The organism is Variovorax boronicumulans, from assembly GCF_019352895.1.
GTDB lineage: Bacteria > Pseudomonadota > Gammaproteobacteria > Burkholderiales > Burkholderiaceae_C > Variovorax > Variovorax boronicumulans_A.
Genome location: NZ_JAAAFX010000009.1, coordinates 453025 through 474883 on the forward strand (window position 1 = coordinate 453025; position 21859 = coordinate 474883).

A 21859-nucleotide genomic window follows, 5' to 3' on the forward strand; every position below is an offset into this window, starting at 1 on the left:
GGGCGGCCGCGCAGCCTTGAATGCGACACGGGCCGCCGGCTTCAGGCCGAGGAGCCCGAGGTGGATGGCCGGCGATGCGCTCCGGCCTCATCGCGGCGCATCAGGGGCGAGGGTTCAGAAAGAATTCATCGAAACGCACAAGCACGTCGGGGAAATCGCGGCCGAAATGGGCGCGGTTGACGAAGTAGGCCTCGCAGGCTACGGCGAAGAACTCGCTGAGGGATGTGGCGCCATAGGGGTCGAGCCAGGTCGGCTCGCCGCCGAAGCGCTCGGCCAGGATGGTCTGTTCCCTGAACGCCTCGTAGGCCGGCTGGATCACATCGGTCCAGGCCGCACGCGCCTCGCGGGCGCTCGAGGTGCCCGCGAAGCCCGAGGGCAGGGTGGGGCTGCCGTCGGCCCCGCCGTCTCGCATGTCGATCTTGTGGGCGAACTCGTGGATCACCACGTTGTAGCCCTGGTCCGCGCTCACGCTGCTGGCCAGCACGTCCTGCCAGCTCAGCATCACCGGGCCGCGCTCCATGGCCTCGCCGGCCACGACCTCTTCGTACTCGTGCACCACGCCGGCCTCGTCCATGGTCTTGCGCTGCGCCACCACTTCCGAAGGGTGGATCACGATGCCGACGAAATCGTCGTACCAGTCGAGGCCGCCCCGCAGGTGCAGCACGGGCAGCACCGCCTGCGCCGCAACGGCCAGCGCCACTTCGTCGGTGATGACGAAGCCGTGCGCGCCGTGGAATTCCTTGTCGCGCAGGAACTCGGCGGCCATGGTGCGCAGTCGCGCCGCGTCTTCGTCGGTGGGCCGGGCCAGAAAGGGGTAGCGCGCCAGCGTGGCCTGCCAGGCGGCATCGGGGATGGCGGGGGCGGCACGCAGGCCGCGGAGCCACTTGAACATGGGGAGGCGGCCGTCAGCGAACGTCGACGCGCCGGGCCCCTGAGGCCGACAGGCACAGCACCTGCGCGCGCGGCGGGTGCGCGGCGGCATCCCAATCGCTCAGCACGATGCGCCGCAAGCCGTCGCCCAGCGCGTGCTCGGCCGGCTTGTGCGTGTGGCCATGGACCAGCGTGTGCGCATCGGCACGCTGCAGCCATTCGCGGGCCGCGTCGGTGTCGACATCGGCCCAGACCATGCCGGGCGTGGCCTTGCGGGCTTCGCTCTGCGTGCGCATCGAACGCGCCAGCGCGCGCCGCTCCTCGAGCGGGCGGGCCAGAAAGACCTGCTGCCACGCCGCATTGCGCACCTGGGCGCGAAATTTCAGGTAGTCGGTGTCTTCGAGGCACAGCAGGTCGCCGTGGCTCAGCAGCCAGCGTCGGCCATGCAGCACCAGCACGGTCGGGTCGTCGAGCAGCGTCAGGCCGCACTGCGCGGCGAACGCCGGGCCGACCAGGAAGTCGCGGTTGCCGTGCATGAAGAATACCGGGCGGCGCGCGGCCGCTTCACGCAGCAGCTCGGCGCATTGCGCCTCGAAGCCGGGCAGGGCGGTGGCGTCGTCGCCGATCCAGACCTCGAACAGGTCGCCGAGGATGAACAGCGCGTCGGCCGGTGTGGTCTGGAGATAGCCGCGCCACGCATCGAAGGTGATGGGCTCGTCCGCCTGCAGGTGCAGGTCGGACAGCAGGTCGACGGTGCGCCACGCGGCGGGCGCGACGAGTTCGGCGAAGGCCGCCTGGTCACTCATGCCGCGCAGCGCCAAGCCGTCATTCGACCGTGATGGTGGCTTTCTCGATCACCACGTCTTCGAGCGGCACGTCGTCGTGGAAGCCCTTGCGGCCGGTCTTCACGGCCTTGATCTTGTCGACCACGTCGGTGCCGGCGATCACCTTGCCGAACACGGCATAGCCCCAGCCTTGCGCCGAGGGGGCGGTGTGGTTCAGGAAGGCGTTGTCGGCGATGTTGATGAAGAACTGCGCGGTGGCCGAATGGGGCGCGCTGGTGCGGGCCATGGCGACCGTGTACTTGTCGTTCTTCAGGCCGTTGTTGGCTTCGTTCTGGATCTCGGCATCCGAGGGCTTCTGGCTCATGCCGGGTTCGAAGCCGCCGCCCTGGACCATGAAGCCCGGGATCACGCGATGGAACACCGTGTTGTCGTAGTGGCCCTTCTTCACGTAGGCGAGGAAGTTCTCGACCGACTTCGGCGCCTTGGCGCGGTCGAGTTCGAGAGTGATGGTGCCTTGGCCCTTGATGCTGAGTTCGACCTGGGGATTGCTCATTGGAAAGCTCCTTTTTTCGCTTTACTTCGCCACGACGGTGGCGGACTGGATGGTGATGGGTTCGACGGGCACGTTCTGCATGCCGCCCTTGTTGCCCGTCTGCGCCGCGCGGATCTTGTCGACCGTCTCGGTGCCCGAGACGACCTTGCCGAAGACGGTGTAGCCGTGGCCGTCGGGGTTGGGGGCGTCGAGCATGGCGTTGTCCTTCACGTTGATGAAGAACTGCGCGGTGGCGGAGTTCGGGTCGCCGGTGCGGGCCATGGCGATCGTGTACTTGGCGTTCTTCAGGCCGTTGGAGGCCTCGAGCGGCACGGGCGCGCGCGTGGGCTTCTGGCGCATGTCGGCGGTGAAGCCGCCGCCCTGGATCATGAAGCCGTCGATGACGCGGTGGAACACCGTGCCGTCGTAGTGCTTGTCCTTCACGTACTGCAGGAAGTTGGCGACCGTCTTGGGTGCCTTCTCGGGGGCGAGTTCGACCACGATGTTACCGGCCGAGGTGGCCAGCTTGACGCGCGGCGCGGCGGCCGTCTGGGCCCAGGCGGCACCGGTGACGAGCAGCGTGGCGGCGAGGGTCAGCGCCATGCGGCGCGAGGAAGATGGGAGTTTCAAGAAAAGATCTCGCTTTCTGAAAAAGAGGGGGGGCGGGGTCGCCGCGTTGCCCCACGTCGTGCGCCAGAGGCTTACTTGCTGCGCGCGGGCTTGTGCGCGGGCACTGGGGCCGGCGCCGGCGGCAGGGCCGCGGCGGCCGGCGCGTTGAGGAAGATCTGGCGGATCAGCACCAGCTTGGGCGTCGCGCTGGCGTTGGTCGACGCCAGCTGCTGCGCTCGGCCGTACGACTGGGCCGCGAGACGCGCGTAGACGTCGCCGAGGTTCTCGTGCGCGGTCGCGTAGTTCGGGTTGAGCCGCAGGGCGTTTTCGAGCGCGTCGCGCGCCTTGTCGAACTGGCTCTGCTGCGCGTAGAGCGCCGCGAGGTTGTTGTAGGGCTCGGGCAGCTCGGGGAAGTCCTGCGTGAGCTGTGTGAAGGCGGCTGTCGCCTCGGCGGTCTTGCCCTGTTCGGTGAGGATCACGCCGCGCAGGAAGCGCATCTGCGGATCGCGCGGCTTGCCGGCGATGTAGGCATCGGCCTTGGCCAGCGCTTCGGGGGCCTTGCCCTGGCGCAGCAGCTGGTTGACGTCCGAATAGTCGTCGGCCAGGGCGACGGTCGATGCGGCAGCGATCAGCAGCGCGCCCAGCAGGCGCAACGCGGGGCGAAAGGACAGGGCGGGAGAGAGGAGGGGTACGGCGTGCTTCATGAGGCTCGGGAAGAAGGTCTGGCGCGGGCTTCGAGATTCACCCGGAAGATGCCCGGCAGGGGCCGTTTATACTGGGCACGATTGTAGCCGAGGGGCCGCGTCCAACCTCTCGTGCCACAGTCCCCCCATCCCTGAATGAAAACGTTGTTCGCCCGTACCCGTCGCCAGCCTGCGCCGGGTGGGTCGCACATCGACGCTTCCCGAATTCCATGAGTCTGCGCATCTACAACACGCTCTCGCGTGAACTGGAGGAGTTTTCCCCGTTGCAAGCCGGTCACGTGCGCATGTACGTGTGCGGCATGACGGTCTACGACCTCTGCCACATCGGCCATGCCCGGATGATGATGGCCTTCGATGTGGTGCAGCGCTGGCTGCGCGCGAGCGACCTGCAGGTCACCTATGTGCGTAACATCACCGACATCGACGACAAGATCATCGACCGCGCGGTCAAGCGCGGCATCACGATCCGCGCCTTGACCGACGAGATGATCGCGCTGATGCACGAGGACATCGCCGCGCTGGGCATCGAGCCGCCGGCGGTCGAGCCGCGCGCCACCGACTACGTGCCGCAGATGCTCGGACTGATCGAGACCCTGGAGCGCAAGGGCCTGGCCTACCGCTCGCCGACCGGCGACGTCAACTACGCGGTGCGCAAGTTCCCGGGCTACGGCAAGCTGTCGGGCAAGTCGCTCGACGAGCTGCATGCGGGCGAGCGCGTGGCGGTGCTCGACGGCAAGCAGGACCCGCTGGACTTCGTGCTCTGGAAGGCCTCGAAGCCCACCGAGCCGACCGAGGTGCAATGGGACAGCGCCTTCGGCAAGGGCCGGCCCGGCTGGCACATCGAATGCTCGGCCATGAGCTGCGCGACGCTGGGCGAGACCTTCGACATCCACGGCGGCGGCGCCGACCTGCAGTTCCCGCACCATGAGAACGAGATCGCGCAGAGCGAAGGCGCGAGCGGCCAGCCGCTGGCCAGGCTCTGGATGCACAACGGCTTCGTGCGCGTGGACAACGAGAAGATGTCCAAGAGCCTGGGCAACTTCTTCACCATCCGCGAGGTGCTGCAGAAGTACGACCGCGAGACGCTGCGCTTCTTCCTCGTGCGCACGCACTACCGCAGCCCGCTCAACTACAGCGACGCCCATCTGGACGATGCCCGCAATGCACTCAAGCGCCTGTACACGGCGCTCGACCTGGTGGCGCCCGTGCCGGTGACGATCGACTGGACGAACCCGCACGCCGCTGCCTTCAAGGCCGCGATGGACGAGGACTTCGGCACGCCCGGCGCGATCGCGGTGCTGTTCGAGCTGGCCACGGCCGTCAACAGCACGCGTTCGGCCCAGGCGGCCGGGCTACTCAAGGCGCTGGCCGGCACGCTGGGGCTGCTGCAGGGCGATCCCAAGGCCTTCCTGCAGGCCGGCAGCATGCTCGACGACGCAGCCATCCAGTTGCTGATCGCGCAGCGCGCGGCGGCCAAGGCAGCCAGGAATTTTGCCGAGGCCGACCGCATCCGCGACGAACTGCTCGGCCAGGGCATCGTGCTCAAGGATTCGCCCACCGGCACCACCTGGGCCGCGGCCCAGTGAAGGACTCGACTGCGATGTCTCCCGTCATTTCCGCGCCGGTCAAGATCATCACGCCCGACTACTGGGAAGAGGCCTGCCGGCACCTGGCCAAGAAGGACCGCGTGATGAAGCGGCTGATTCCGCAATTCGGCGATGCCTGCCTCGAGTCGCGCGGCGATGCCTTCGTCACGCTCGCGCGCAGCATCGTCGGCCAGCAGATCTCGGTCAAGGCCGCGCAACAGGTGTGGGATCGCTTCGAGACGCTGCCGCGCAAGATGACGCCGGCCAACGTGCTCAAGCTCAAGGTCGACGACATGCGGGCCGCGGGCCTGTCGGCCCGCAAGATCGAGTACCTGGTCGACCTCGCGATCCATTTCGATTCGGGTGCCGTCCACATCGACGCCTGGAAGGACATGAGCGACGAGATGATCATCGCCGAGTTGGTTGCCATCCGCGGCATCGGACGCTGGACCGCCGAGATGTTCCTGATCTTCCACCTGATGCGCCCCAACGTGATGCCGCTGGACGACGCCGGCCTGATCAGCGGCGTGAGCCAGAACTACTTTTCCGGCGAGCCGGTGAGCCGCAGCGACCTGCGCGAGGTGGGCGTGGCATGGGCCCCTTACTGCAGCGTGGCGACTTGGTATATTTGGCGATCGCTCGACCCGGTACCGGTCGCGTACTGACCATGACACATCCCCAGGCCTCGCTTACGACGCGTCGACACGCCCGGCCCCTTCGCGGCCTGGCCCGTCGGGCTGCGCGGTGTTCCGCCAGCCCCACGGTCCGGCCCTCGACCCATTGATGACACCCACAGGAGAAGACGTTGGCGAAACGAACCTTCCTCGACTTCGAGCAGCCCATCGCTGAACTCGAAGGCAAGATCGAAGAACTGCGCTATGTGCAGACCGAATCCGCGGTCGATATCTCCGAAGAGATCGACCAGCTGAGCAAGAAGAGCCAGCAGCTCACCAAGGACATCTACAGCGAGCTCTCGCCCTGGAAGATCACCAAGATCGCGCGGCACCCCGAGCGTCCTTACACGCTGGACTACGTCAAGGAAATCTTCACCGACTTCGTCGAGCTGCACGGCGACCGCCATTTCTCGGACGACCTGTCGATCGTGGGCGGCCTGGCACGCTTCAACGGCACGCCCTGCATGGTGATCGGCCATCAGAAGGGCCGCGACACCAAGGAGCGCACCGCGCGCAACTTCGGCATGAGCAAGCCCGAGGGCTACCGCAAGGCCCTGCGCCTGATGAAGACCGCCGAGAAGTTCAAGCTGCCGGTGTTCACCTTCGTCGACACGCCCGGCGCCTACCCCGGCATCGACGCCGAGGAGCGCGGCCAGTCCGAGGCCATCGGCCGCAACATCTTCGAGATGGCGCAGCTCGAGGTGCCGATCATCGTCACCATCATCGGCGAGGGCGGCTCCGGCGGCGCGCTGGCGATCTCGGTGGGCGACCAACTGGTGATGCTGCAGTACTCGATCTACTCGGTGATCAGCCCCGAAGGCTGCGCATCGATCCTCTGGAAGACCAGCGAGAAGGCGCAGGAAGCGGCCGACGCGCTGGGCATCACGGCCCACCGGCTCAAGGCCCTGGGCCTGGTCGACAAGATCGTGAACGAGCCCGTGGGCGGCGCGCACCGCGACCACAAGCAGATGGCCGCCTTCCTCAAGCGCGCGCTCAACGACGCCTTCCGCCAGGTCAGCGACCTCAAGGTCAAGGAACTGCTCGAGCGCCGCTACGAGCGCCTGCAGAGCTACGGCCGCTACTCGGACACCAAGGCCGAGAGCACGCGCTGACGCGCCGCGGGCCGATGCCGGCCTGCCTTCCCCCGATGGACAACCCCGCCGCTCACGCGCTCGCCTCGTGGGCGGCGCCGTTGCCGCTGGGTGTGGCCTACAGCGGCGGTGCCGATTCCACCGCGCTGCTGCACGCGGCCGCGGCCTGCTGGCCCGGGCAGGTGCATGCCTTGCATGTGCACCACGGGCTGCAGTCGGCGGCCGATGATTTCGAGCGCCATTGCGCGCAGGCCTGTCGCATGCTGGGCGTGCCCTTGCACGTCGCACGCATCGACGCGCGCCACGCTTCGGGCGACAGCCCCGAGGACACCGCACGCCGCGCGCGCTACGCCACGCTGGCGCAACTGGCGCAGGCCCAGGGCCTGCAGCACGTGGCGCTGGCCCAGCATGCCGACGACCAGGTCGAGACGATGCTGATCGCGCTCGGCCGCGGCGCGGGCCCCGACGGCCTGGCCGCGATGCCGCGCGAGATGACGCGCCACGGCGTGCAGTTCCACCGGCCCTTGCTCGAAGTGCGGGCCGACGCGCTGCGCGCCTGGCTCGCGTCGGCGCAGGTGGCCTTCGTCGACGATCCGAGCAATGCCGACGCGCGCTACACGCGCAACCGCATCCGCCACCAGCTGCTGCCGGCGCTGGCCCAGGCACTGCCGCAGTTCCGCGAGACCTTCGCGCGCTCGGCGCGCAACGCGGCGCGGGCCTCGTCGTTGCTGGTCGAACTGGCCGAGCTCGACCTGGCCGCGACCGGCGCGCCGCCGCGCATCGCCGCGCTGCAGGCCCTGCCGCGCGAGCGTTGCGCCAACGCGCTGCGGCGCTGGCTGCGCCGCGATCACCAGGCCGTGCCCAGCGAGGCGCAGCTGCAGCAGCTGCTCGACCAACTGGAGGCCTGCCGCACACGGGGCCATCGCATCCGGCTGAAGGTGGCCGATGGCTTCGCCCAGCGCGAGGGGGATGTGCTGCGTTGGTACAATGCCCCGCCTTCGCCGGCGCTTGAGGCGTCCTCCGCTGAATGAGCTTGGCGGCGAGTGCAGTCTCCGGCCACCGACGACTTCGCGGTGCCCGTTTTACTTCTCCTTGATTTCACCCATGGCATTGATCGTTCACAAATACGGCGGTACGTCGATGGGCTCGACCGAGCGCATCAAGAACGTCGCCAAGCGCGTTGCCAAATGGGCACGTGCCGGCCACCAGATGGTGGTGGTCCCCAGCGCCATGAGCGGCGAGACCAACCGCCTGCTGGGCCTGGCCAAAGAGCTGGCCTCCGGCAAGGCCGATTCGCAGTACGAGCGCGAGCTCGACATGCTGGCCTCGACCGGCGAGCAGGCCTCGTCGGCATTGCTGGCGATCGCGCTGCAGGCCGAGGGCGTGCAGTCGGTCAGCTACGCCGGCTGGCAGGTCGCGGTGCGCACCGACAACTCCTACACCAAGGCCCGCATCGAGAGCATCGACGACGCCCGCGTGCGCGCCGACCTCGACGCCGGCAAGGTGGTGGTCATCACCGGCTTCCAGGGCGTGGACGACAGCGGCAACATCACGACGCTCGGTCGGGGTGGCAGCGACACCTCGGCCGTGGCCATCGCCGCGGCGATGAAGGCGGCCGAATGCCTGATCTACACCGACGTCGATGGTGTCTACACCACCGACCCGCGCGTCGAACCCGATGCGCGCCGCCTGCTGACCGTGAGCTTCGAAGAGATGCTCGAGATGGCCAGCCTGGGCTCGAAGGTGCTGCAGATCCGATCGGTGGAATTCGCCGGCAAGTACAAGGTCCCGTTGCGCGTGCTGTCGAGCTTCACGCCCTGGGACATCGACATCAATGAAGAAGCCAAATCTGGCACGCTGATCACTTTCGAGGAAGACCTGAACATGGAACAAGCCGTCGTATCCGGCATCGCGTTCAATCGCGACGAGGCCAAGATCTCGGTGCTGGGCGTGCCCGACAAGCCGGGCATCGCGTACCACATCCTCGGCGCCGTCGCCGATGCGAACATCGAAGTCGACGTCATCATCCAGAACCTGAGCAAGGACGGCAAGACCGACTTCAGCTTCACGGTGAACCGCAACGACTACGCCAAGGCCACCGACCTGCTCAAGTCGAAGGTGCTGCCGACGCTGGGCGCGGACGAGATCGTCGGCGACACCAAGATCTGCAAGGTCAGCATCGTGGGCATCGGCATGCGCAGCCACGTGGGTGTGGCCAGCAAGATGTTCCGCGTGCTGAGCGAAGAGGGCATCAACATCCAGATGATCTCGACCAGCGAAATCAAGACCTCCGTCGTGATCGACGAGAAGTACATGGAACTGGCCGTGCGCGCATTGCACAAAGCTTTCGATCTTGATCAGCCTGCGGCCTGAAAACGCCTCAAACGCTGGCATAATCTAGGCTTCCAAAGGAACTGTGACCGAGTGGCCGAAGGTGCTCCCCTGCTAAGGGAGTATGGGGTGTAGAGCCTCATCGAGGGTTCGAATCCCTCCGGTTCCGCCAGGATGCTGAAGCCCCGTTGATCGATTGATTGACGGGGCTTTTTTCATGCCCGCCTTCTTCTGGGAGAAGGCGTTGGTCCCCGTTAAGTGGACGTGTGGATGCCGCAGCCGGACTTGGGGGCCGCGTCGTAGTGCTGGGGCTGGCTATGGGCGCAGGAGCATGGTTGCGGCGCCAGCCGCGTCTGCACGGCAGTCCCGCGCCGCACCCCAGAACCGCCGCGCCTTCACGGCCACCCGGCCCAAGGACGCGCTCCTCAGCGCAGCACGGACCCGTCGGCGCGCGCCGAACCGAACTGCGCTTCGAGCGCGGCGAGCGGCAGCCGGCCCTGCAGGCCGATGGCCACCACGGCCGGCCCGGCCTGTGGCGCCGTGGCGCGACGCAGCGAGGCATGGCGGCCGGCGAAATGGAGTTCGGTCCATTCGGCTTCGCCGGTGCGCAGCAGGGCCTTGAGCCGCAGCAGGCCTGCGGGCGCGTCGGCCATCCAGCGGCGCAGCGCGGCGGCCTCGAAGCGGCGCTCGGGCCGGGCCGACCAGGTCTGGAACAGCTCGCCATGCTGCGGCGAGGCATCGCTGCCGGGCAAGGGGCCCGCATGGTTGCAGCCCGGGCCGCAGATGTGCGGCGCCTGCGCGCCGGGCGCCGGCCGGGTCGGCCATGGCGGCTCGCGCAGCAGTTCGAGCGGCACGCGGGCCTGGACGGTGTCGAAGCGCGGCGTCTTCGGGGCGCTGGCCGCGATGCGCGCGTGCACGCGGGCCAAGGCCTCGCCGTCCACGGTGTCGGTCTTGTTGACGACGATCAGGTCGGCCGCCCGCAACTGGCGCTCCATCGTGTCGGCCAGCAAGGGATCGCCCAGGTGCGCGAGCAGGGCGCTGGCGTCGACCAGCACGACCACGCCGCCCAGGCTCAGGCCGGGGTCGGCCAGGCCCAACTGCGCGATGCGCCAGGGGTCGGACACGCCGCTGGCCTCGACCACCACGCCGTCGAAGGGCGAGCCCGAGGAGAGCACCTGCATCAGCGCGCGCGACAGGTCGTCGCCGATCTGGCAGCAGACGCAGCCGTTGCTCAGGGCGATGGTGTCGCCGCTGGCGGAGGCGATCAGTTCGGCGTCGATGTTGAGCGCGCCGAAGTCGTTCACCAGCACCGCGATGCGCTGGCCTTGCGTCGCGCGCAGCCAGCCGTTGAGCAGCGTGGTCTTGCCGGCGCCGAGGAAGCCGCCGATGACGGTGAGCGGCAGGCGCCTTGTCATGCTCACTTCGGGCTCAGGCCGGGTGCGCTTCGAACACGCGGCCCGAGAGCACGGTGCCCCACACGCGGGCGTCCTTCAGCGCGGCCGGGTTCATGGCCAGGGGGTCGTCTTCCAGCACGCAGAAGTCGGCGCGTTTGCCGCATTCGATGCTGCCGACCTCGTGGTCGAGCTTGAGCGTCCAGGCCGCGCCCAGCGTGATCGCGCGCAGCGCCTGCGGCACCGTGATGCGTTCCTTCTCGCCGAGCACGCGGCCCTTGGGTGTGACGCGATTGACGGCGCACCAGGCGGTGAAGAGCGGCCCGAGCGGCGTCACCGGCGCATCGGAGTGGATGGCCAGCGGCACGCCGGCCGCGAGGGCGCTGCCGCAGGCGTCGAGCCGGTTCGCGCGGTCGGGACCCATCGTCATCTCGTAGTGCTGGTCGCCCCAGTACCAGAGGTGGTTGGCGAACAGGTTGGCGCACAGCCCGAGCGATGCCATGCGGCGGAACAGCGGTGCGTCGATCATCTGGCCGTGCTGCAGCGTGTGGCGGTGGTCGGGCCGCGGCGCCTTGGTCAGGATGCGCTCGATGGCGTCGATGGCGACCTCGCTCGCCTCGTCGCCGTTGGTGTGCGTGTGGATGGTCAGCCCGGCGCGATGGTAGGTCTCGAAGTCGGCCTCGTACTGCGACGGGGCGGTGACCCAGATGCCGTTGGGCGCGCCGTTGAAGTGGCCGGGCCAGCGCAGCCGCGCCGAGAAACCCTGGATCGAGCCGTCGAGCATCATCTTCACCAGGCCGTAGCGCAGTCGGTCGGTGTTGCGCGCCTTCAGTGCCGTCACGTGCTCGGCGCCCTGCGGCGCCCCGTGGGTGCCGTGGAAGGCCTGGAAGGCGGGCAGGATGCGCACGCCGAATGCCTCGTCGCCGGTCACGCTCTCGAGCACGCGGCAGTCGTCTTCGCCCAGCTTGTTGACCAGGTCGGTCGCGGTCGTCACGCCCTGCATGCAGGCCAGCCGCGCGAAGGAGCGCACGCCGGCTTCGGTCATCGGCGCCAGCAGGCCGGCGTTGCCGATCTTGCGCAGCACCAGGTACATCGCCGCGGGTTCCTGCAGCTCGCCGGTGGGCTCGCCGGCCATGGGGCCGTCGGCGAACTTCAGCACGCCCTCGACTTCGTTGTCGCGCGTGACCTCGGCGATGCGCAGCATGGCCGAGTTGACGTTCATCAGGTGGCCGTTGGCGTGGCCGATGACGATGGGCCGCGTTGCGCTCGCGCGGTCCATGTGCGTGACCGTCATGCGCTCGCCGCCGAAATAGATCGGGTCGAAGCCCCAGGCGATCAGCGGCTCGCCGGCGGGCCGGCCCTCGGCCGTCATGCGCGACGCGACCTCGATCAGCCGCGCCACCACCGCCTCCATCGAGCGCAGGCCGGGCCACACCTTGCCCTGCGGGTCGCGCCGGTCGAACCAGCCGAGGTACGTCCAGTCCCACATGCTGCCTTCCTTCAGATGGCAGTGGCCTTCGACCAGCCCCGGCATCAGCACCTTGCCGGCGAAGCGCTCGTCCAGCGCGAAGTTGCCCCAGGCCTGCATGTCGGCCAGCGAACCGACCGCCAGCACCCGGCCGTCGCGCACCGCGACGTGCGTGGCGCTCTCCTGCATCGGGTTCATGGTGATGATCCTGCGGGCGGTGTAGACGGTGATCGGGCTCATGGATGGCGTGGCTTCGTGGGGTGAATGGAGTGAGGAAGGACGGAAAGGCTCAGGCGGCAGGCATCTGCAGCGGGACGGTGGGCACGCCGTCGACGACATCGACGCGGCGGCAGCGCACCCAGTGGCCGGGCGCGACCTCGCGCAACGGCGGCAGTTCGGCCACGCAGGCCGGCTCGGCGACCGGGCAGCGGCCGGCGAAGCGGCAGCCGGCGGGCGGGTTGATCGGGCTCGGCGGATCGCCGCTCAGCTTGATGCGCTGCGCTGCGCGCCGGCGGCCGCCGTCGACGGTCGGCACCGCCGACATCAGCGCCACGCTGTAGGGATGCAGCGGCCGGGCGAAGAAGGCGCGGCGCGGCGCGCGCTCGACGATCTGGCCCAGGTACATCACGGCGATCTCGTCGCAGATGTGCTCCACCACCGCCATGTCGTGCGAGATGAAGAGGTAGGTCAGGCCGAGCTGGCGCTGCAGCCGCACCAGCAGGTTGAGGATCTGTGCGCGGATCGCGATGTCCAGCGCCGACACCGGTTCGTCGCACACCACCAGCTCGGGGTGGGTGGCGAGCGCGCGCGCGATGTTGATGCGCTGGCGCTGGCCCCCGGAGAACTGGTGCGGGAACAGGTGTTGCTGCTCCGGCCGCAGGCCGACCGCCTCGAACAGTTCGTCCACGCGCGCGCTGCGTTCGGCCGGCGTGCCGACATTCATCAGGTCGAGCGGGGCACGCACCGTGGCGCCGGCGCGCTCGCGTGGGTTGAGCGAGGAGAAGGGGTCCTGAAAGATGATCTGCATGCGACGACGCGCGAAGCGCAGCGCCTCGCCGTTCAGGGCGCCGAGGTCCGTGTCGCCGAGCCGGACATGGCCGGCGGTCAGCGGCGACAGGCGCATCACCGCCAGCGCGGTGGTCGTCTTGCCCGATCCCGATTCGCCGACCACGGCCAGGGTGCTGCCGCGGCGGATCTCGAAGGACACGCCGTCGACGGCCTTCACCACCTCGGCGGGCCGGCCCCAGCCCGCGCCCGGGCGTGGGAAGTGCACCTGCAGGTCCTGCACGGACAGCAGCACGTCGGCCGCAGTGATCCGCGTCATGCCGCTTCCAGTTCGGCGCGCGTGGCGGCGCTCGCGTGCAGCCAGCAGGCCGCGCCGTGCGGCGCGGAGGGGCGCTCGGCAGGGGCGGCGGGGCCGGCATCGTCCAGCACCAGCATCGGCGGCACCTCGGCCGCGCAGCGCGGCATCGCGTGCGGGCAACGTTCGCGGAAGGCGCAGCCGCTGCCCAGCTCCCAGATGGACGGCACGACGCCCGCGATCTCCGCCAGTGCGACGCGCTCGCCGGCTTCTGACGCGACGCTGCTGCCCAGCGCAGGCAAGCAGTCGATCAGTCCGCGCGTGTAGGGGTGGCCCGGCCGACCCAGCACCTCCTCCGTGCTGCCCTGTTCGATCACCCGGCCGGCGTACATCACCATCACGCGGTCGGCCATCTCGGCCACCGCGCCCATGTCGTGCGTGATGAGCAGCACGGCGGTTCCCTTCTCGCGCTGCAGCGCGCGCAGCAGGTCGAAGATCTGGGCCTGCACCGTCACGTCGAGTGCGGTGGTGGGTTCGTCGGCGATCAGGATGTCGGGCCGGCAGGCCAGCGCCATCGCGATCATCACGCGCTGGCGCATGCCGCCCGAGAGCCGGTGCGGGTATTCGTCGACGCGCCGCTCGGGCGCCGGAATGCCGACCTGCTGAAGCATCTCGATGGCGCGCTGCCGTGCGGCGGCGGCGTCGAGCCCGGCGTGCAGCCGCAGCGACTCGCCGATCTGGTCGCCCACGGTGAACACCGGGTTGAGCGAAGTCATCGGCTCCTGGAAGATCATCGAGATGCGGTTGCCGCGCACCGCACGCATGCGGGCCTCGTCCGCCTGCAGCAGGTCCTCGTCGTGGAACAGCACGCGGCCGCCGCTGATGCGCCCGGGCGGTGCGGGGATCAGGCGCAGCAGCGCGAGCGCGGTCATGCTCTTGCCGCAGCCCGACTCGCCGACCACGCAGAGCGTCTCGCCGGCGCGGATCTCGAAGTCGACGCCATTGAGCACCAGCGCCCGACCGCGCCGGGTCTTGAATTCCACGTGCAGGTCCTGCACGCGAAGGATCGCGTTGTCGGTGGCCATCAGCGCTCCCTCAGTTTCGGGTTCAGTGCATCGTTCAGGCCGTCGCCGATCAGGCTGACCGCCAGCACCGTGACGAAGATCGCGGCACCCGGGAAGGTCACGGCCCACCAGCAGTCGAGCACGTAAGGCCGGCTCGAGCCAATCATCAGCCCCCAGCTCATCTGGTTCGGGTCTCCGAGCCCGAGGAAGGACAGGCCGGCTTCGAACAGGATCGCCGCGCCGATGGCCAGCGTGGCCGACACCACCAGCGGCGGCAGCGCGTTCGGCAGGATCACCCTCCAGATGATGCGGGCGTTGCGCGCGCCGATGGCCCGCTCGGCGCGCACGAACTCGAGGTTGCGGAACTTCAGGAACTCGGCGCGCGTGAGCCGGGCGGTACCGGTCCAGCTGACGACGCCGATGGCCAGCGTCACGGTCACCAGCGAGGGCGAGAAAAGCGTCACCACGACCATCGCGAACAGCAGTGCCGGCAGCACCTGGAAGAACTCGGTGATGCGCATCAGGACTGCGTCCACGCGGCCGCCGTAGTAGCCGGCGAAGGCCCCCAGCGTGATGCCGATCAGCACCGACAGCAGGGCCGCGACGGCCCCGACCAGCAGCGTGGCGCGGCCGCCGTGGATGAGCGTGGTCAGCACGTCGCGCCCGAGGTAGTCGGTGCCGAGCCAGGCCTCGTCGCTGAAGGGAGGGGTCATCGGCGCGGCGCGGATCTCGAAAGGGTCGGCCGCATGGAACCAGGGGCCGGCGATGGCCACCGCGAGCACCAGCAACAGGATCGCCATGCCGACGATGGCCGAGGGGTTGCGCACGAACATGCGCAGCGCCTCGACGGTCGGATGCGGCACCTTGGCGGCCGCATGGGGCGGCGCGACCCGGGTGGCGGCCTGAGGAAGGGTGGAACTGTTCATGCGGTCTTGATCCGGGGGTCGATGAGGCGGTAGCAGAGGTCGGTCACGAGGTTCATGACGATCACCACCACGCTGGAGAAGAGCAGCACGCCGAGGATGGTCGGGTAGTCGCGCCGGAGCACCGAGTCGAAGGCCAGCCGCCCCAGCCCGGGCCAGTTGAAGACCGTTTCGACCAGGATCGCGCCGGCCAGCACGTTGCCGAACTGCAGGCCGAGCACCGTCACCACCGGCAGCAGGGCGTTGCGCAGCGCGTGCTTGTAGAGCACCACGCGGTCGGCCAGGCCCTTGGCGCGCGCGGTGCGGATGTAGTCGGCCCCCAGCACGTCGAGCATCGCCGAGCGTGCGAGCCGGCTGTACTGCGCGAGGTAGACCAGCCCGAGCGAGACCGTCGGCAGCACCAGGTGGTGCAGCACGTCGAGCACTCCGGCGAGGCCGCTGTCGCTCGCGTCGGCCGCGCGCATGCCCGAGACCGGCAGGATCGGGAACACCGAGGCGAACAGAATCATCAGCATGATCCCCATCCAGAACACCGGCGCGGCGAAGCCCACCATGCTCAGCACCGTGATGAACTGCGAGAGCAGGCCGTTGGGCTTGCGCGCCGACAGCACGCCCAGTGTGGTGCCGGCCACGAAGGCCCAGAGCACCGCGCTCAGCACCAGCAGCAGCGTGGCGGGCACGCGCTCGAGGATCATCTCGCTGACCGGCAGGTTGAAGAAGTAGGAGTAGCCGAGATCGCCGCTCAGCACCTTGCCGAGGTAGACGCCGAGCTGCACGTAGAGCGGCTTGTCGAGGCCGTACTGGCTGCGCAGCTGCGCGACCATCTCGGTGCTCATGCCGCCACTGGCGCCCGCGATGGTCTCCACGGGGTCGCCGGGTGCGGCATGCACCAGCAGGAAGTTGAGGACCACCACTGCGAGCACCAGAACCAGGCCCTGGAGCAGGCGTGACAGTGTCCGACGCGCAAGATTCATCGTGTTTGACCTCGGCCGCCGGAGCGGCCGTTCGAGACGAAGGACAGGGATGCCGCGCGCAAGGGCCGGGGCATGCGTTGGCCTTGTCTGGTTTACTTGAACGCCACCTCGTCCATCGGCGACAGCGGTCCCCAGATCGACGTCGGCGGGTTCACCAGCTGCTTGGCGTAGACCGTGTGGTAGGGGATCTGGTTGATGAACAGCAGCGGCAGCTCGTCGGTCACGATCTTCTGGAAGGTCGCGTAGTAGGCCTTGCGCTTGGTCGGGTCGGTGATGCCGCCGGCGGTGTTGAGCAGCGCGTCGACCTGCGGGTTCACGTAGGACTGCGTGTTGGTCCAGACGATCGGCTTGATGTTGGTCGACAGGTAGGTGCGGTGCACGCCGATGATCGGGTCGCCCCAGTTGAACACCAGGTCCATCGACATGTCGAAGTCGTGGGTGGCCAGGCGCTTGGCCCAGGCCGGGAAGTCGGCCGAGGCGCGCACCTCGACCGCGATGCCCACCTTCTTGAGCTGGCCGCGGATGTACTCGGCCACGTTCTTCTGCTGGTCGTCCTGGCCCGGCAGGTAGTCGATGGTGAGCTTGAAGCGTTCGCCGTTGGCGCCGATCCTGTAGCCGGCCGCATCGAGCATCTCGCCGGCCTTCTTGAGGTCGAGCGGGTAGCGCACCACATCAGGCACGGCGAACGGACTGGCGGCCACGATCGGTCCGTCGGAAGGTGTCGCGTAGCCGCCCATCAGCGCCTTGGTGATGAAGTTCTTGTCGATCGCGGTTGCGATGGCCTTGCGGACCTGCAGGTCGGACAGCGGCTTCTTCGTGAGGTTGAAGGCCAGCCAGTTGAGTGCGCCGATGCCGTCATAGCCCTGTGCGGTGAGCGCGGCCTTGGGGTTCGCGCTCAGGCGCTTGAGCGAGGTGGGCGTGGTGACGAAAGGCAGCATCTGCATCTCGCCGCGCTCGAAGCCCAGCATCAGTGGGGCAATGTCGGGCGTGATGTTGATGATCAGCTTGTCGAGGTAGGGGCGGTTCGGCAGGAAGTACTTGTCAAAGCGTTCGAGCACGATGCGCTGCGAGGGCTTGAACTCGGTCACGCGGAAGGGTCCGGAACCCACGATGTCGGTGCTGTTGCGCGGATGGGCCTTGAGGTCCTGGCCGTCGCCGTAGATGTGCTTGGGCAGGATCGGCGCGAGCGCCGGCGACATCGCGAGCACGATCGCGGGATGCGGCGTGCTCATGCGGATGATGGCGGTGTACGGATCGGGCGTCTCGACCTTCTCGACCGGCGCCAGCATGGTCTGGAACGGGTGGTTGGCCTTGATCGCCATGATCGAGAAGGCGACGTCGGCCGAGGTGATCGGCTTGCCGTCGTGGAACACCGCGTTCTTGCGCAGGTTGAGCGTGAGCGACCTGGCGTCGTCGGACAGCTGCCAGGCCTCGGCGAGGTAGGGCTGTGGATTCCACTTGTCGTCGAAGCGCAGCGGGCTTGCGAAGACCTGGGTGCCGGGCAGGGCCGTTGCAACGCCGGACTGCACCGCGCCGTTGAGGTGGCGCGGCGTCTGCGTGTTGCCGATGACCAGCGTGCCGCCGCGCTTGGCTTCCTGTGCGGTGGCGGGGACCGGCATCAGTGTGCCGGCGGTGAGCAGGGCGGCCGCCAGCAAGGCGGTGCGACGGACGAGACGGACGGGATGCATGCGTACCTCTTCGGATGTCGACGGATGAACGAGGCCCGCAAGCCTCAACTCCGAAGATAAGGCGCAGGCCAACCCGGTGCGAAGGTCCACAGTAACGTCAATGAAAGGTCCAGATGGCAAGGGTTTTCCCCGCTCCGCACCCAAGCCATGCACGCGCCCTGACGTGGCGCATGCGGTGCCGTCCATGTCGCACTACTTCTCGTCGCGCAGCCAGTACCACTTGTAGAGCGCGCGCTGGCCGATGCGGCGGAAGGGTGCGAACAGCGGCGATTCGACCAGGCCCAGCACATTGGGGAAGGGCAACGGCGAGCGGTAGATCGGCAGCTCGAACACCGCATGCCCGCCGTCCTTGCCGGCCACGCGTTCGGCCAGCCGCTTGCCGGCCCAGGTCGAAAACGACACGCCGTTGCCGCCGTAGCCCACCGCGTACCAGATGGTCTTGTGGTCGTCCGGCTGCGTGATGCGCGGCATCATGTCGTGGCTCATGTCCACCCAGCCCCACCATGAGTAGTCGATCGGGATGCCGGCCAGCGGTGGAAACTTGCGTGCGATGGCGTCGGTGAGCAGCTTCAGGTGCACCGGGCCTTCGGCATCGGCGCCGCTGACCGAACTGCGGCTGCCCAGTTGCAGGCGGTTGCCCTTGAGCAGGCGATAGTAGAAGCGCAGCGTGCGCGTGTCGGTCAGGAAGGTGTGGGACTTGAAATGGGTGGCCGCTATTTCCGCATCGGTGAGCGGCCGCGTGACGACCGAGTTCGAGAGGATCGGCATGATCCGGTTCTTCAGCAGCGGGTTGAGCGCCTGGCCGGTGTAGCCGCCGGTGCACACCGCCACCCGCTTGGCGCGGACGATGCCGCCGGGTGTGCGCAGGTGGTGCACGCCGTTGACGGTTTCCCAGCCCTGCACCGGGCTCGAGGTGTGGACCTTGACGCCCAGGGCACGCGCCTTGCGCAGCAGGCCGAAGGTGAACTTGAGCGGGTGGATGCCCACGCCCTCGGCCTCGAACATCGCACCCACCGTCTCGCGCTCGTCGCAGTAGTCGCTGCGCACTTCTTCGGCGCTCATCATGCGGGTGGCGTAGCCGAAGGTATCGCGCATCAGCGTGGCCTCGGCCTCGAGGCCGGCCAGCTTCTCGGGCCGGTGCGCGAGGTGCAGGTGGCCGCCGTCGTAGGCGTCGCAGTCGATCTGCGTCGTCAGGTGCCTGAAGTTCTCGAAGCCGCCACGGATCTCGGCGTCGAGCCGCCGCGCCGTGTCCAGGCCCCAGCGTGCGATCCATTGCGAGCGCTTGAGACGGCCGCTGGCGTTCTGGCCCTGGCCGCCGCTGCGGCTGGAGCAGCCCCAGGCCGCCTGGTTGGCTTCGAGCACCGTGGCCTGGATGCCGTGCTCCTGGGCCAGGTACAGCGCGGTCGACATGCCGGTCGCGCCCGAGCCGATCACCACCACGTCGACGTCGATGTCCCGCACGATCGGTCCGTCGTCCTCCGGGGGCGTGCCGGCGCTGGCCACCCACCAGGTCGGCGCGTAGGCCCGGCCCGCGCCGGGGTCGGTCGCGATCAGCGGGTCGTAGCGCGGGTCGTAGGGCTTGCGCGCCGGGGCGGGCGGCGCTTCGGTGAACGGCACGGGAGCGATCGTCGTCATGAGCGGCGCCCTGGCTTACTTGGCCGCCGGCTGGTTGGGCCGCGTCTTGCGAAACACGTTCTTCAGGTGGATCTTTCCGTCCCTGAAGCCGAACACGTCGATGCCGTCGGTCTCGATGCGGCTGCCGTCGGCCGCCGTGCCGGTGAAGGTCCACTGCGAGGTACCGAAGTCGCCGTGCACGAAGTGCTGGCCGTTCTCCCACTGCGCATCGGGCACCGCCTGCCACGCGGCGGCGAAGGCCTTGCGCACGGCCTCGGTGCCGACATGGCGCGTGCCGCAGGCGTCGGGGCCCGCCGCGGTCTGGAAGATGCAGTCGGGCGTCATGAAGCCCATGAGGGCATCGATGTCGTGCCGGTTCCAGGCCTCGCTGAAGGCGGCGAGGGTGGCGGTGCTGACGGAAGAGGTGAGGGCGGTCAAGGCGGAACTCCTGGTGTGAATGAGGACGAGCGTAGGCAACGCGCCGTCCGCGCGCTAGGGCCAGTTCGGGGGATTCGACCGATCCAGACGCAGCGCCTGGATCGCCTGGCGCTTTCGCGCGACCGCGCAGGCCGTAGACTGCGGCCCACCATGTCCTCCTCGCGATCGACCCAATGGGCCCAGCTTTTCGCGCTGCCCGATCAGCCGGCGCTGCCACTGCAGGGCCGGCTGCGCGCCGCGGTGGTGCGGGCCATCCTGGAGGGCCGGCTCGGCCCCGGCGCGCCGCTGCCGTCGTCGCGTGAACTGGCCGCGCTGCTGGGTCTCAGCCGCAACACCGTGACCTCGGCCTACCTGCAGTTGATGGACGAGGGTTTTCTCGAGGCGAGACCGCGCAGCGGCGTGTTCGTGGCGCCCGATGCGCGGCCGCTGGCGGCGGCGCCGGCCGAACCGCTGGTGGGGCGCAGCGGCCAGTCGGGCCAGCCGCCCGACTGGTCGACCCGCGTGGTGCGTTCGCTGCTCGACCAGCCCACGCTGGCCAAGCCCGACCAGTGGCGCAGCTACCCGTACCCCTTCGTCTACGGTACGCACGACCCGCAGCTTTTTCCCACCGAGGATTTCCGCGAATGCTGCGCACGCAGCCTGGCGCGCTCGCAGCTGCCGCACTGGACGCCGGACTTCGAGACCGACGACGTGCCCGACCTGATCGAGCAGATTCGCACCCGGCTGCTGCCCAAGCGCGGCGTGTTCGCGCTCAAGGAAGAGATCCTGGTGACGGTCGGTGCACAGCATGCCTACTACCTGCTGGCCGAGGCGCTGTTCGACGAGCGCAAGTTCGTCGGCCTCGAGGAACCGGGCCATCCGCATGCGCGCAACAGCTTCTCGCTGCGCAACCCGCGCTGGGTGGAGGTGGCGGTCGACGACGAGGGCCTGGTGGTCGATGCGCTGCCGGCGGTCGACTACCTCTTCGTCACGCCCTCGCACCAGAGCCCGACCACCAGCACGCTGAGCCTGGAGCGGCGCCAGTGGCTGCTGCGCAAGGCCGAACTGCAGGACTTCGTCATCATCGAGGACGACTACGAGGCAGAGAACCTGTACCAGGGCGCGCCCATGCCGGCGCTCAAGAGCCTGGACAAGACCGGGCGCGTGATCTACGTCGGCTCGGTCTCCAAGAGCCTGTCGCCGGCGCTGCGGCTGGGCTACATCGTCGCGCCCCGCGCGCTCATCACCGAGCTGCGCGCGGTGCGCCACGCGATGGTGCGGCACCCCAGCGCCTTCCTGCAGCATGCCTACGCGCTGTTCCTCTCCTTGGGGCACCACGAGTCGCATGCGCGGCGCGTCAACCAGGCCATGCAGGAGCGGCTGGCGCTGGCGGCGCAGGCGCTGCGCGACCACCTGCCGGATTTCGATTTCCAGCTGCCGCAGGGCGGGGCCTCGCTCTGGGTCCAGGCCCCGGCCTGGGTCGACGCCGCCGAACTGGCCCTGATGGCGCGCAGCCACGGCGTGCTGATCGAGGCCGGCGACGTCTTCTTCGCCAAGCCGCCCTACCCCTGTCCCTTCTTCCGCCTGCGCCTGTCCTCCATCGCCACCGCGCAGATCCCGGCCGGCATCCGCGCGCTCGGCCTGGCGGTGGAAGAACTGGCGCAGGCGCGCGGCGAGCAGCGCCCGCCCATCACGCGGCCGCACTGAACGACCGACCGCGCACAAGGCGCGTGCATGCGGTGCGGCGCGCGCACCACAACGAGGGTAAGTCCCGAGCCCCTGGCTCCATCCCCTTGGGGGTGCTGGCACTTCCGAGCACGCCGTGATGCGTGCACAGT

Annotated in this window: 20 protein-coding genes and 1 tRNA gene; 7 read left to right on the plus strand and 14 right to left on the minus strand. The window is 68.8% G+C overall.

The genetic code is table 11. The annotated features are described in order from the left end of the window. Positions 1 to 100 precede the first annotated feature (100 nt). From K0H49_RS21250 to K0H49_RS21270, 5 genes are all read right to left on the minus strand, one after another. Complete coding sequence (locus K0H49_RS21250) at positions 101 to 892, minus strand: M90 family metallopeptidase (RefSeq protein WP_219216693.1); 792 nt, start codon at positions 890 to 892, stop codon at positions 101 to 103. A 13-nt stretch (positions 893 to 905) separates the two neighbouring features. Continuing rightward, positions 906 to 1676, minus strand: coding sequence for a UDP-2,3-diacylglucosamine diphosphatase (locus K0H49_RS21255; protein WP_219216695.1), 771 nt, complete (start codon positions 1674 to 1676; stop codon positions 906 to 908). A gap of 19 nt (positions 1677 to 1695) precedes the next feature. Continuing rightward, the gene (locus K0H49_RS21260) at positions 1696 to 2208 is read right to left on the minus strand and encodes a peptidylprolyl isomerase (protein ID WP_219216696.1); all 513 of its coding nucleotides are present in this window, start codon (positions 2206 to 2208) and stop codon (positions 1696 to 1698) included. A 21-nt stretch (positions 2209 to 2229) separates the two neighbouring features. Next, entirely contained in the window at positions 2230 to 2790 is a 561-nt protein-coding gene (locus K0H49_RS21265; RefSeq protein ID WP_219216697.1) for a peptidylprolyl isomerase, read from the minus strand. A 98-nt stretch (positions 2791 to 2888) separates the two neighbouring features. Next, positions 2889 to 3500, minus strand: a complete 612-nt coding sequence (locus K0H49_RS21270; protein WP_219216699.1) for a tetratricopeptide repeat protein — start codon at positions 3498 to 3500, stop codon at positions 2889 to 2891. 209 nt (positions 3501 to 3709) lie between these two features. Between K0H49_RS21270 and cysS the strand changes: the two genes are divergently transcribed. The 6 genes from cysS (at position 3710) to K0H49_RS21300 (ending at position 9354) form a co-directional block, all read left to right on the plus strand. Continuing rightward, a complete protein-coding gene (cysS, locus tag K0H49_RS21275) occupies positions 3710 to 5086 on the plus strand; it encodes a cysteine--tRNA ligase (protein WP_219216701.1) in 1377 nt (458 codons plus the stop codon). A gap of 14 nt (positions 5087 to 5100) precedes the next feature. Continuing rightward, positions 5101 to 5751 carry a DNA-3-methyladenine glycosylase family protein gene (locus tag K0H49_RS21280; RefSeq protein WP_219216711.1) on the plus strand — a complete coding sequence of 217 codons (651 nt, stop codon included), beginning with the start codon at positions 5101 to 5103 and terminating at the stop codon, positions 5749 to 5751. 140 nt (positions 5752 to 5891) lie between these two features. Next, on the plus strand, positions 5892 to 6872 hold the full coding sequence (locus K0H49_RS21285) for an acetyl-CoA carboxylase carboxyltransferase subunit alpha (protein WP_219216713.1): 981 nt from the start codon (positions 5892 to 5894) through the stop codon (positions 6870 to 6872). 35 nt (positions 6873 to 6907) lie between these two features. After that, positions 6908 to 7882, plus strand: coding sequence for a tRNA lysidine(34) synthetase TilS (gene tilS / locus K0H49_RS21290; RefSeq protein ID WP_219216715.1), 975 nt, complete (start codon positions 6908 to 6910; stop codon positions 7880 to 7882). Between the two features lie 73 nt (positions 7883 to 7955). Then, positions 7956 to 9224: an aspartate kinase gene (locus K0H49_RS21295; protein ID WP_219216717.1), complete on the plus strand. Its 1269-nt coding sequence runs from the start codon at positions 7956 to 7958 to the stop codon at positions 9222 to 9224. Between the two features lie 37 nt (positions 9225 to 9261). Continuing rightward, positions 9262 to 9354: transfer RNA gene (locus tag K0H49_RS21300), tRNA-Ser, on the plus strand. A 253-nt stretch (positions 9355 to 9607) separates the two neighbouring features. Here the strand turns inward: K0H49_RS21300 and K0H49_RS21305 are convergent. From K0H49_RS21305 to K0H49_RS21345, 9 genes are all read right to left on the minus strand, one after another. Beyond that, positions 9608 to 10597 (minus strand): CobW family GTP-binding protein, encoded by a 990-nt coding sequence (locus tag K0H49_RS21305; protein ID WP_219216719.1) that lies wholly within the window; start codon positions 10595 to 10597, stop codon positions 9608 to 9610. 13 nt (positions 10598 to 10610) lie between these two features. Then, positions 10611 to 12281 (minus strand): amidohydrolase, encoded by a 1671-nt coding sequence (locus K0H49_RS21310; protein WP_219216721.1) that lies wholly within the window; start codon positions 12279 to 12281, stop codon positions 10611 to 10613. Between the two features lie 49 nt (positions 12282 to 12330). Further along, positions 12331 to 13365 carry an ABC transporter ATP-binding protein gene (locus tag K0H49_RS21315; protein WP_219216723.1) on the minus strand — a complete coding sequence of 345 codons (1035 nt, stop codon included), beginning with the start codon at positions 13363 to 13365 and terminating at the stop codon, positions 12331 to 12333. Then, positions 13362 to 14426, minus strand: coding sequence for an ABC transporter ATP-binding protein (locus K0H49_RS21320; RefSeq protein ID WP_219216725.1), 1065 nt, complete (start codon positions 14424 to 14426; stop codon positions 13362 to 13364). Before K0H49_RS21320 ends, K0H49_RS21315 begins: the two co-directional genes overlap by 4 nt. Continuing rightward, the gene (locus K0H49_RS21325) at positions 14426 to 15331 is read right to left on the minus strand and encodes an ABC transporter permease (protein ID WP_219216727.1); all 906 of its coding nucleotides are present in this window, start codon (positions 15329 to 15331) and stop codon (positions 14426 to 14428) included. Before K0H49_RS21325 ends, K0H49_RS21320 begins: the two co-directional genes overlap by 1 nt. Further along, entirely contained in the window at positions 15328 to 16302 is a 975-nt protein-coding gene (locus K0H49_RS21330) for an ABC transporter permease (protein ID WP_219216745.1), read from the minus strand. The genes K0H49_RS21325 and K0H49_RS21330 overlap by 4 nt, the downstream gene beginning before the upstream one ends. 92 nt (positions 16303 to 16394) lie before the next feature. Beyond that, positions 16395 to 17990, minus strand: a complete 1596-nt coding sequence (locus K0H49_RS21335; protein ID WP_219216746.1) for an ABC transporter substrate-binding protein — start codon at positions 17988 to 17990, stop codon at positions 16395 to 16397. Positions 17991 to 18182: 192 nt separating this feature from the next. Beyond that, positions 18183 to 19625, minus strand: a complete 1443-nt coding sequence (locus tag K0H49_RS21340) for an NAD(P)/FAD-dependent oxidoreductase (protein WP_219216748.1) — start codon at positions 19623 to 19625, stop codon at positions 18183 to 18185. A gap of 15 nt (positions 19626 to 19640) precedes the next feature. Next, positions 19641 to 20042 carry a nuclear transport factor 2 family protein gene (locus tag K0H49_RS21345; RefSeq protein ID WP_257625057.1) on the minus strand — a complete coding sequence of 134 codons (402 nt, stop codon included), beginning with the start codon at positions 20040 to 20042 and terminating at the stop codon, positions 19641 to 19643. A 150-nt stretch (positions 20043 to 20192) separates the two neighbouring features. Between K0H49_RS21345 and pdxR the strand changes: the two genes are divergently transcribed. Then, positions 20193 to 21728, plus strand: a complete 1536-nt coding sequence (pdxR, locus tag K0H49_RS21350) for a MocR-like pyridoxine biosynthesis transcription factor PdxR (protein WP_219216750.1) — start codon at positions 20193 to 20195, stop codon at positions 21726 to 21728. The last annotated feature ends 131 nt before the right edge of the window (positions 21729 to 21859 follow it).

Coding starts and splice junctions, on each gene's coding strand:
- K0H49_RS21250 (WP_219216693.1), bottom strand. CDS start 892: ATGTTCAAGTGGCTCCGCGGCCTGCGTGCCGCCCCCGCCATCCCCGAT.
- K0H49_RS21255 (WP_219216695.1), bottom strand. CDS start 1,676: ATGAGTGACCAGGCGGCCTTCGCCGAACTCGTCGCGCCCGCCGCGTGG.
- K0H49_RS21260 (WP_219216696.1), bottom strand. CDS start 2,208: ATGAGCAATCCCCAGGTCGAACTCAGCATCAAGGGCCAAGGCACCATC.
- K0H49_RS21265 (WP_219216697.1), bottom strand. CDS start 2,790: ATGGCGCTGACCCTCGCCGCCACGCTGCTCGTCACCGGTGCCGCCTGG.
- K0H49_RS21270 (WP_219216699.1), bottom strand. CDS start 3,500: ATGAAGCACGCCGTACCCCTCCTCTCTCCCGCCCTGTCCTTTCGCCCC.
- cysS (WP_219216701.1), top strand. CDS start 3,710: ATGAGTCTGCGCATCTACAACACGCTCTCGCGTGAACTGGAGGAGTTT.
- K0H49_RS21280 (WP_219216711.1), top strand. CDS start 5,101: ATGTCTCCCGTCATTTCCGCGCCGGTCAAGATCATCACGCCCGACTAC.
- tilS (WP_219216715.1), top strand. CDS start 6,908: ATGGACAACCCCGCCGCTCACGCGCTCGCCTCGTGGGCGGCGCCGTTG.
- K0H49_RS21295 (WP_219216717.1), top strand. CDS start 7,956: ATGGCATTGATCGTTCACAAATACGGCGGTACGTCGATGGGCTCGACC.
- K0H49_RS21305 (WP_219216719.1), bottom strand. CDS start 10,597: ATGACAAGGCGCCTGCCGCTCACCGTCATCGGCGGCTTCCTCGGCGCC.
- K0H49_RS21310 (WP_219216721.1), bottom strand. CDS start 12,281: ATGAGCCCGATCACCGTCTACACCGCCCGCAGGATCATCACCATGAAC.
- K0H49_RS21315 (WP_219216723.1), bottom strand. CDS start 13,365: ATGACGCGGATCACTGCGGCCGACGTGCTGCTGTCCGTGCAGGACCTG.
- K0H49_RS21320 (WP_219216725.1), bottom strand. CDS start 14,426: ATGGCCACCGACAACGCGATCCTTCGCGTGCAGGACCTGCACGTGGAA.
- K0H49_RS21325 (WP_219216727.1), bottom strand. CDS start 15,331: ATGAACAGTTCCACCCTTCCTCAGGCCGCCACCCGGGTCGCGCCGCCC.
- K0H49_RS21330 (WP_219216745.1), bottom strand. CDS start 16,302: ATGAATCTTGCGCGTCGGACACTGTCACGCCTGCTCCAGGGCCTGGTT.
- K0H49_RS21335 (WP_219216746.1), bottom strand. CDS start 17,990: ATGCATCCCGTCCGTCTCGTCCGTCGCACCGCCTTGCTGGCGGCCGCC.
- K0H49_RS21340 (WP_219216748.1), bottom strand. CDS start 19,625: ATGACGACGATCGCTCCCGTGCCGTTCACCGAAGCGCCGCCCGCCCCG.
- pdxR (WP_219216750.1), top strand. CDS start 20,193: ATGTCCTCCTCGCGATCGACCCAATGGGCCCAGCTTTTCGCGCTGCCC.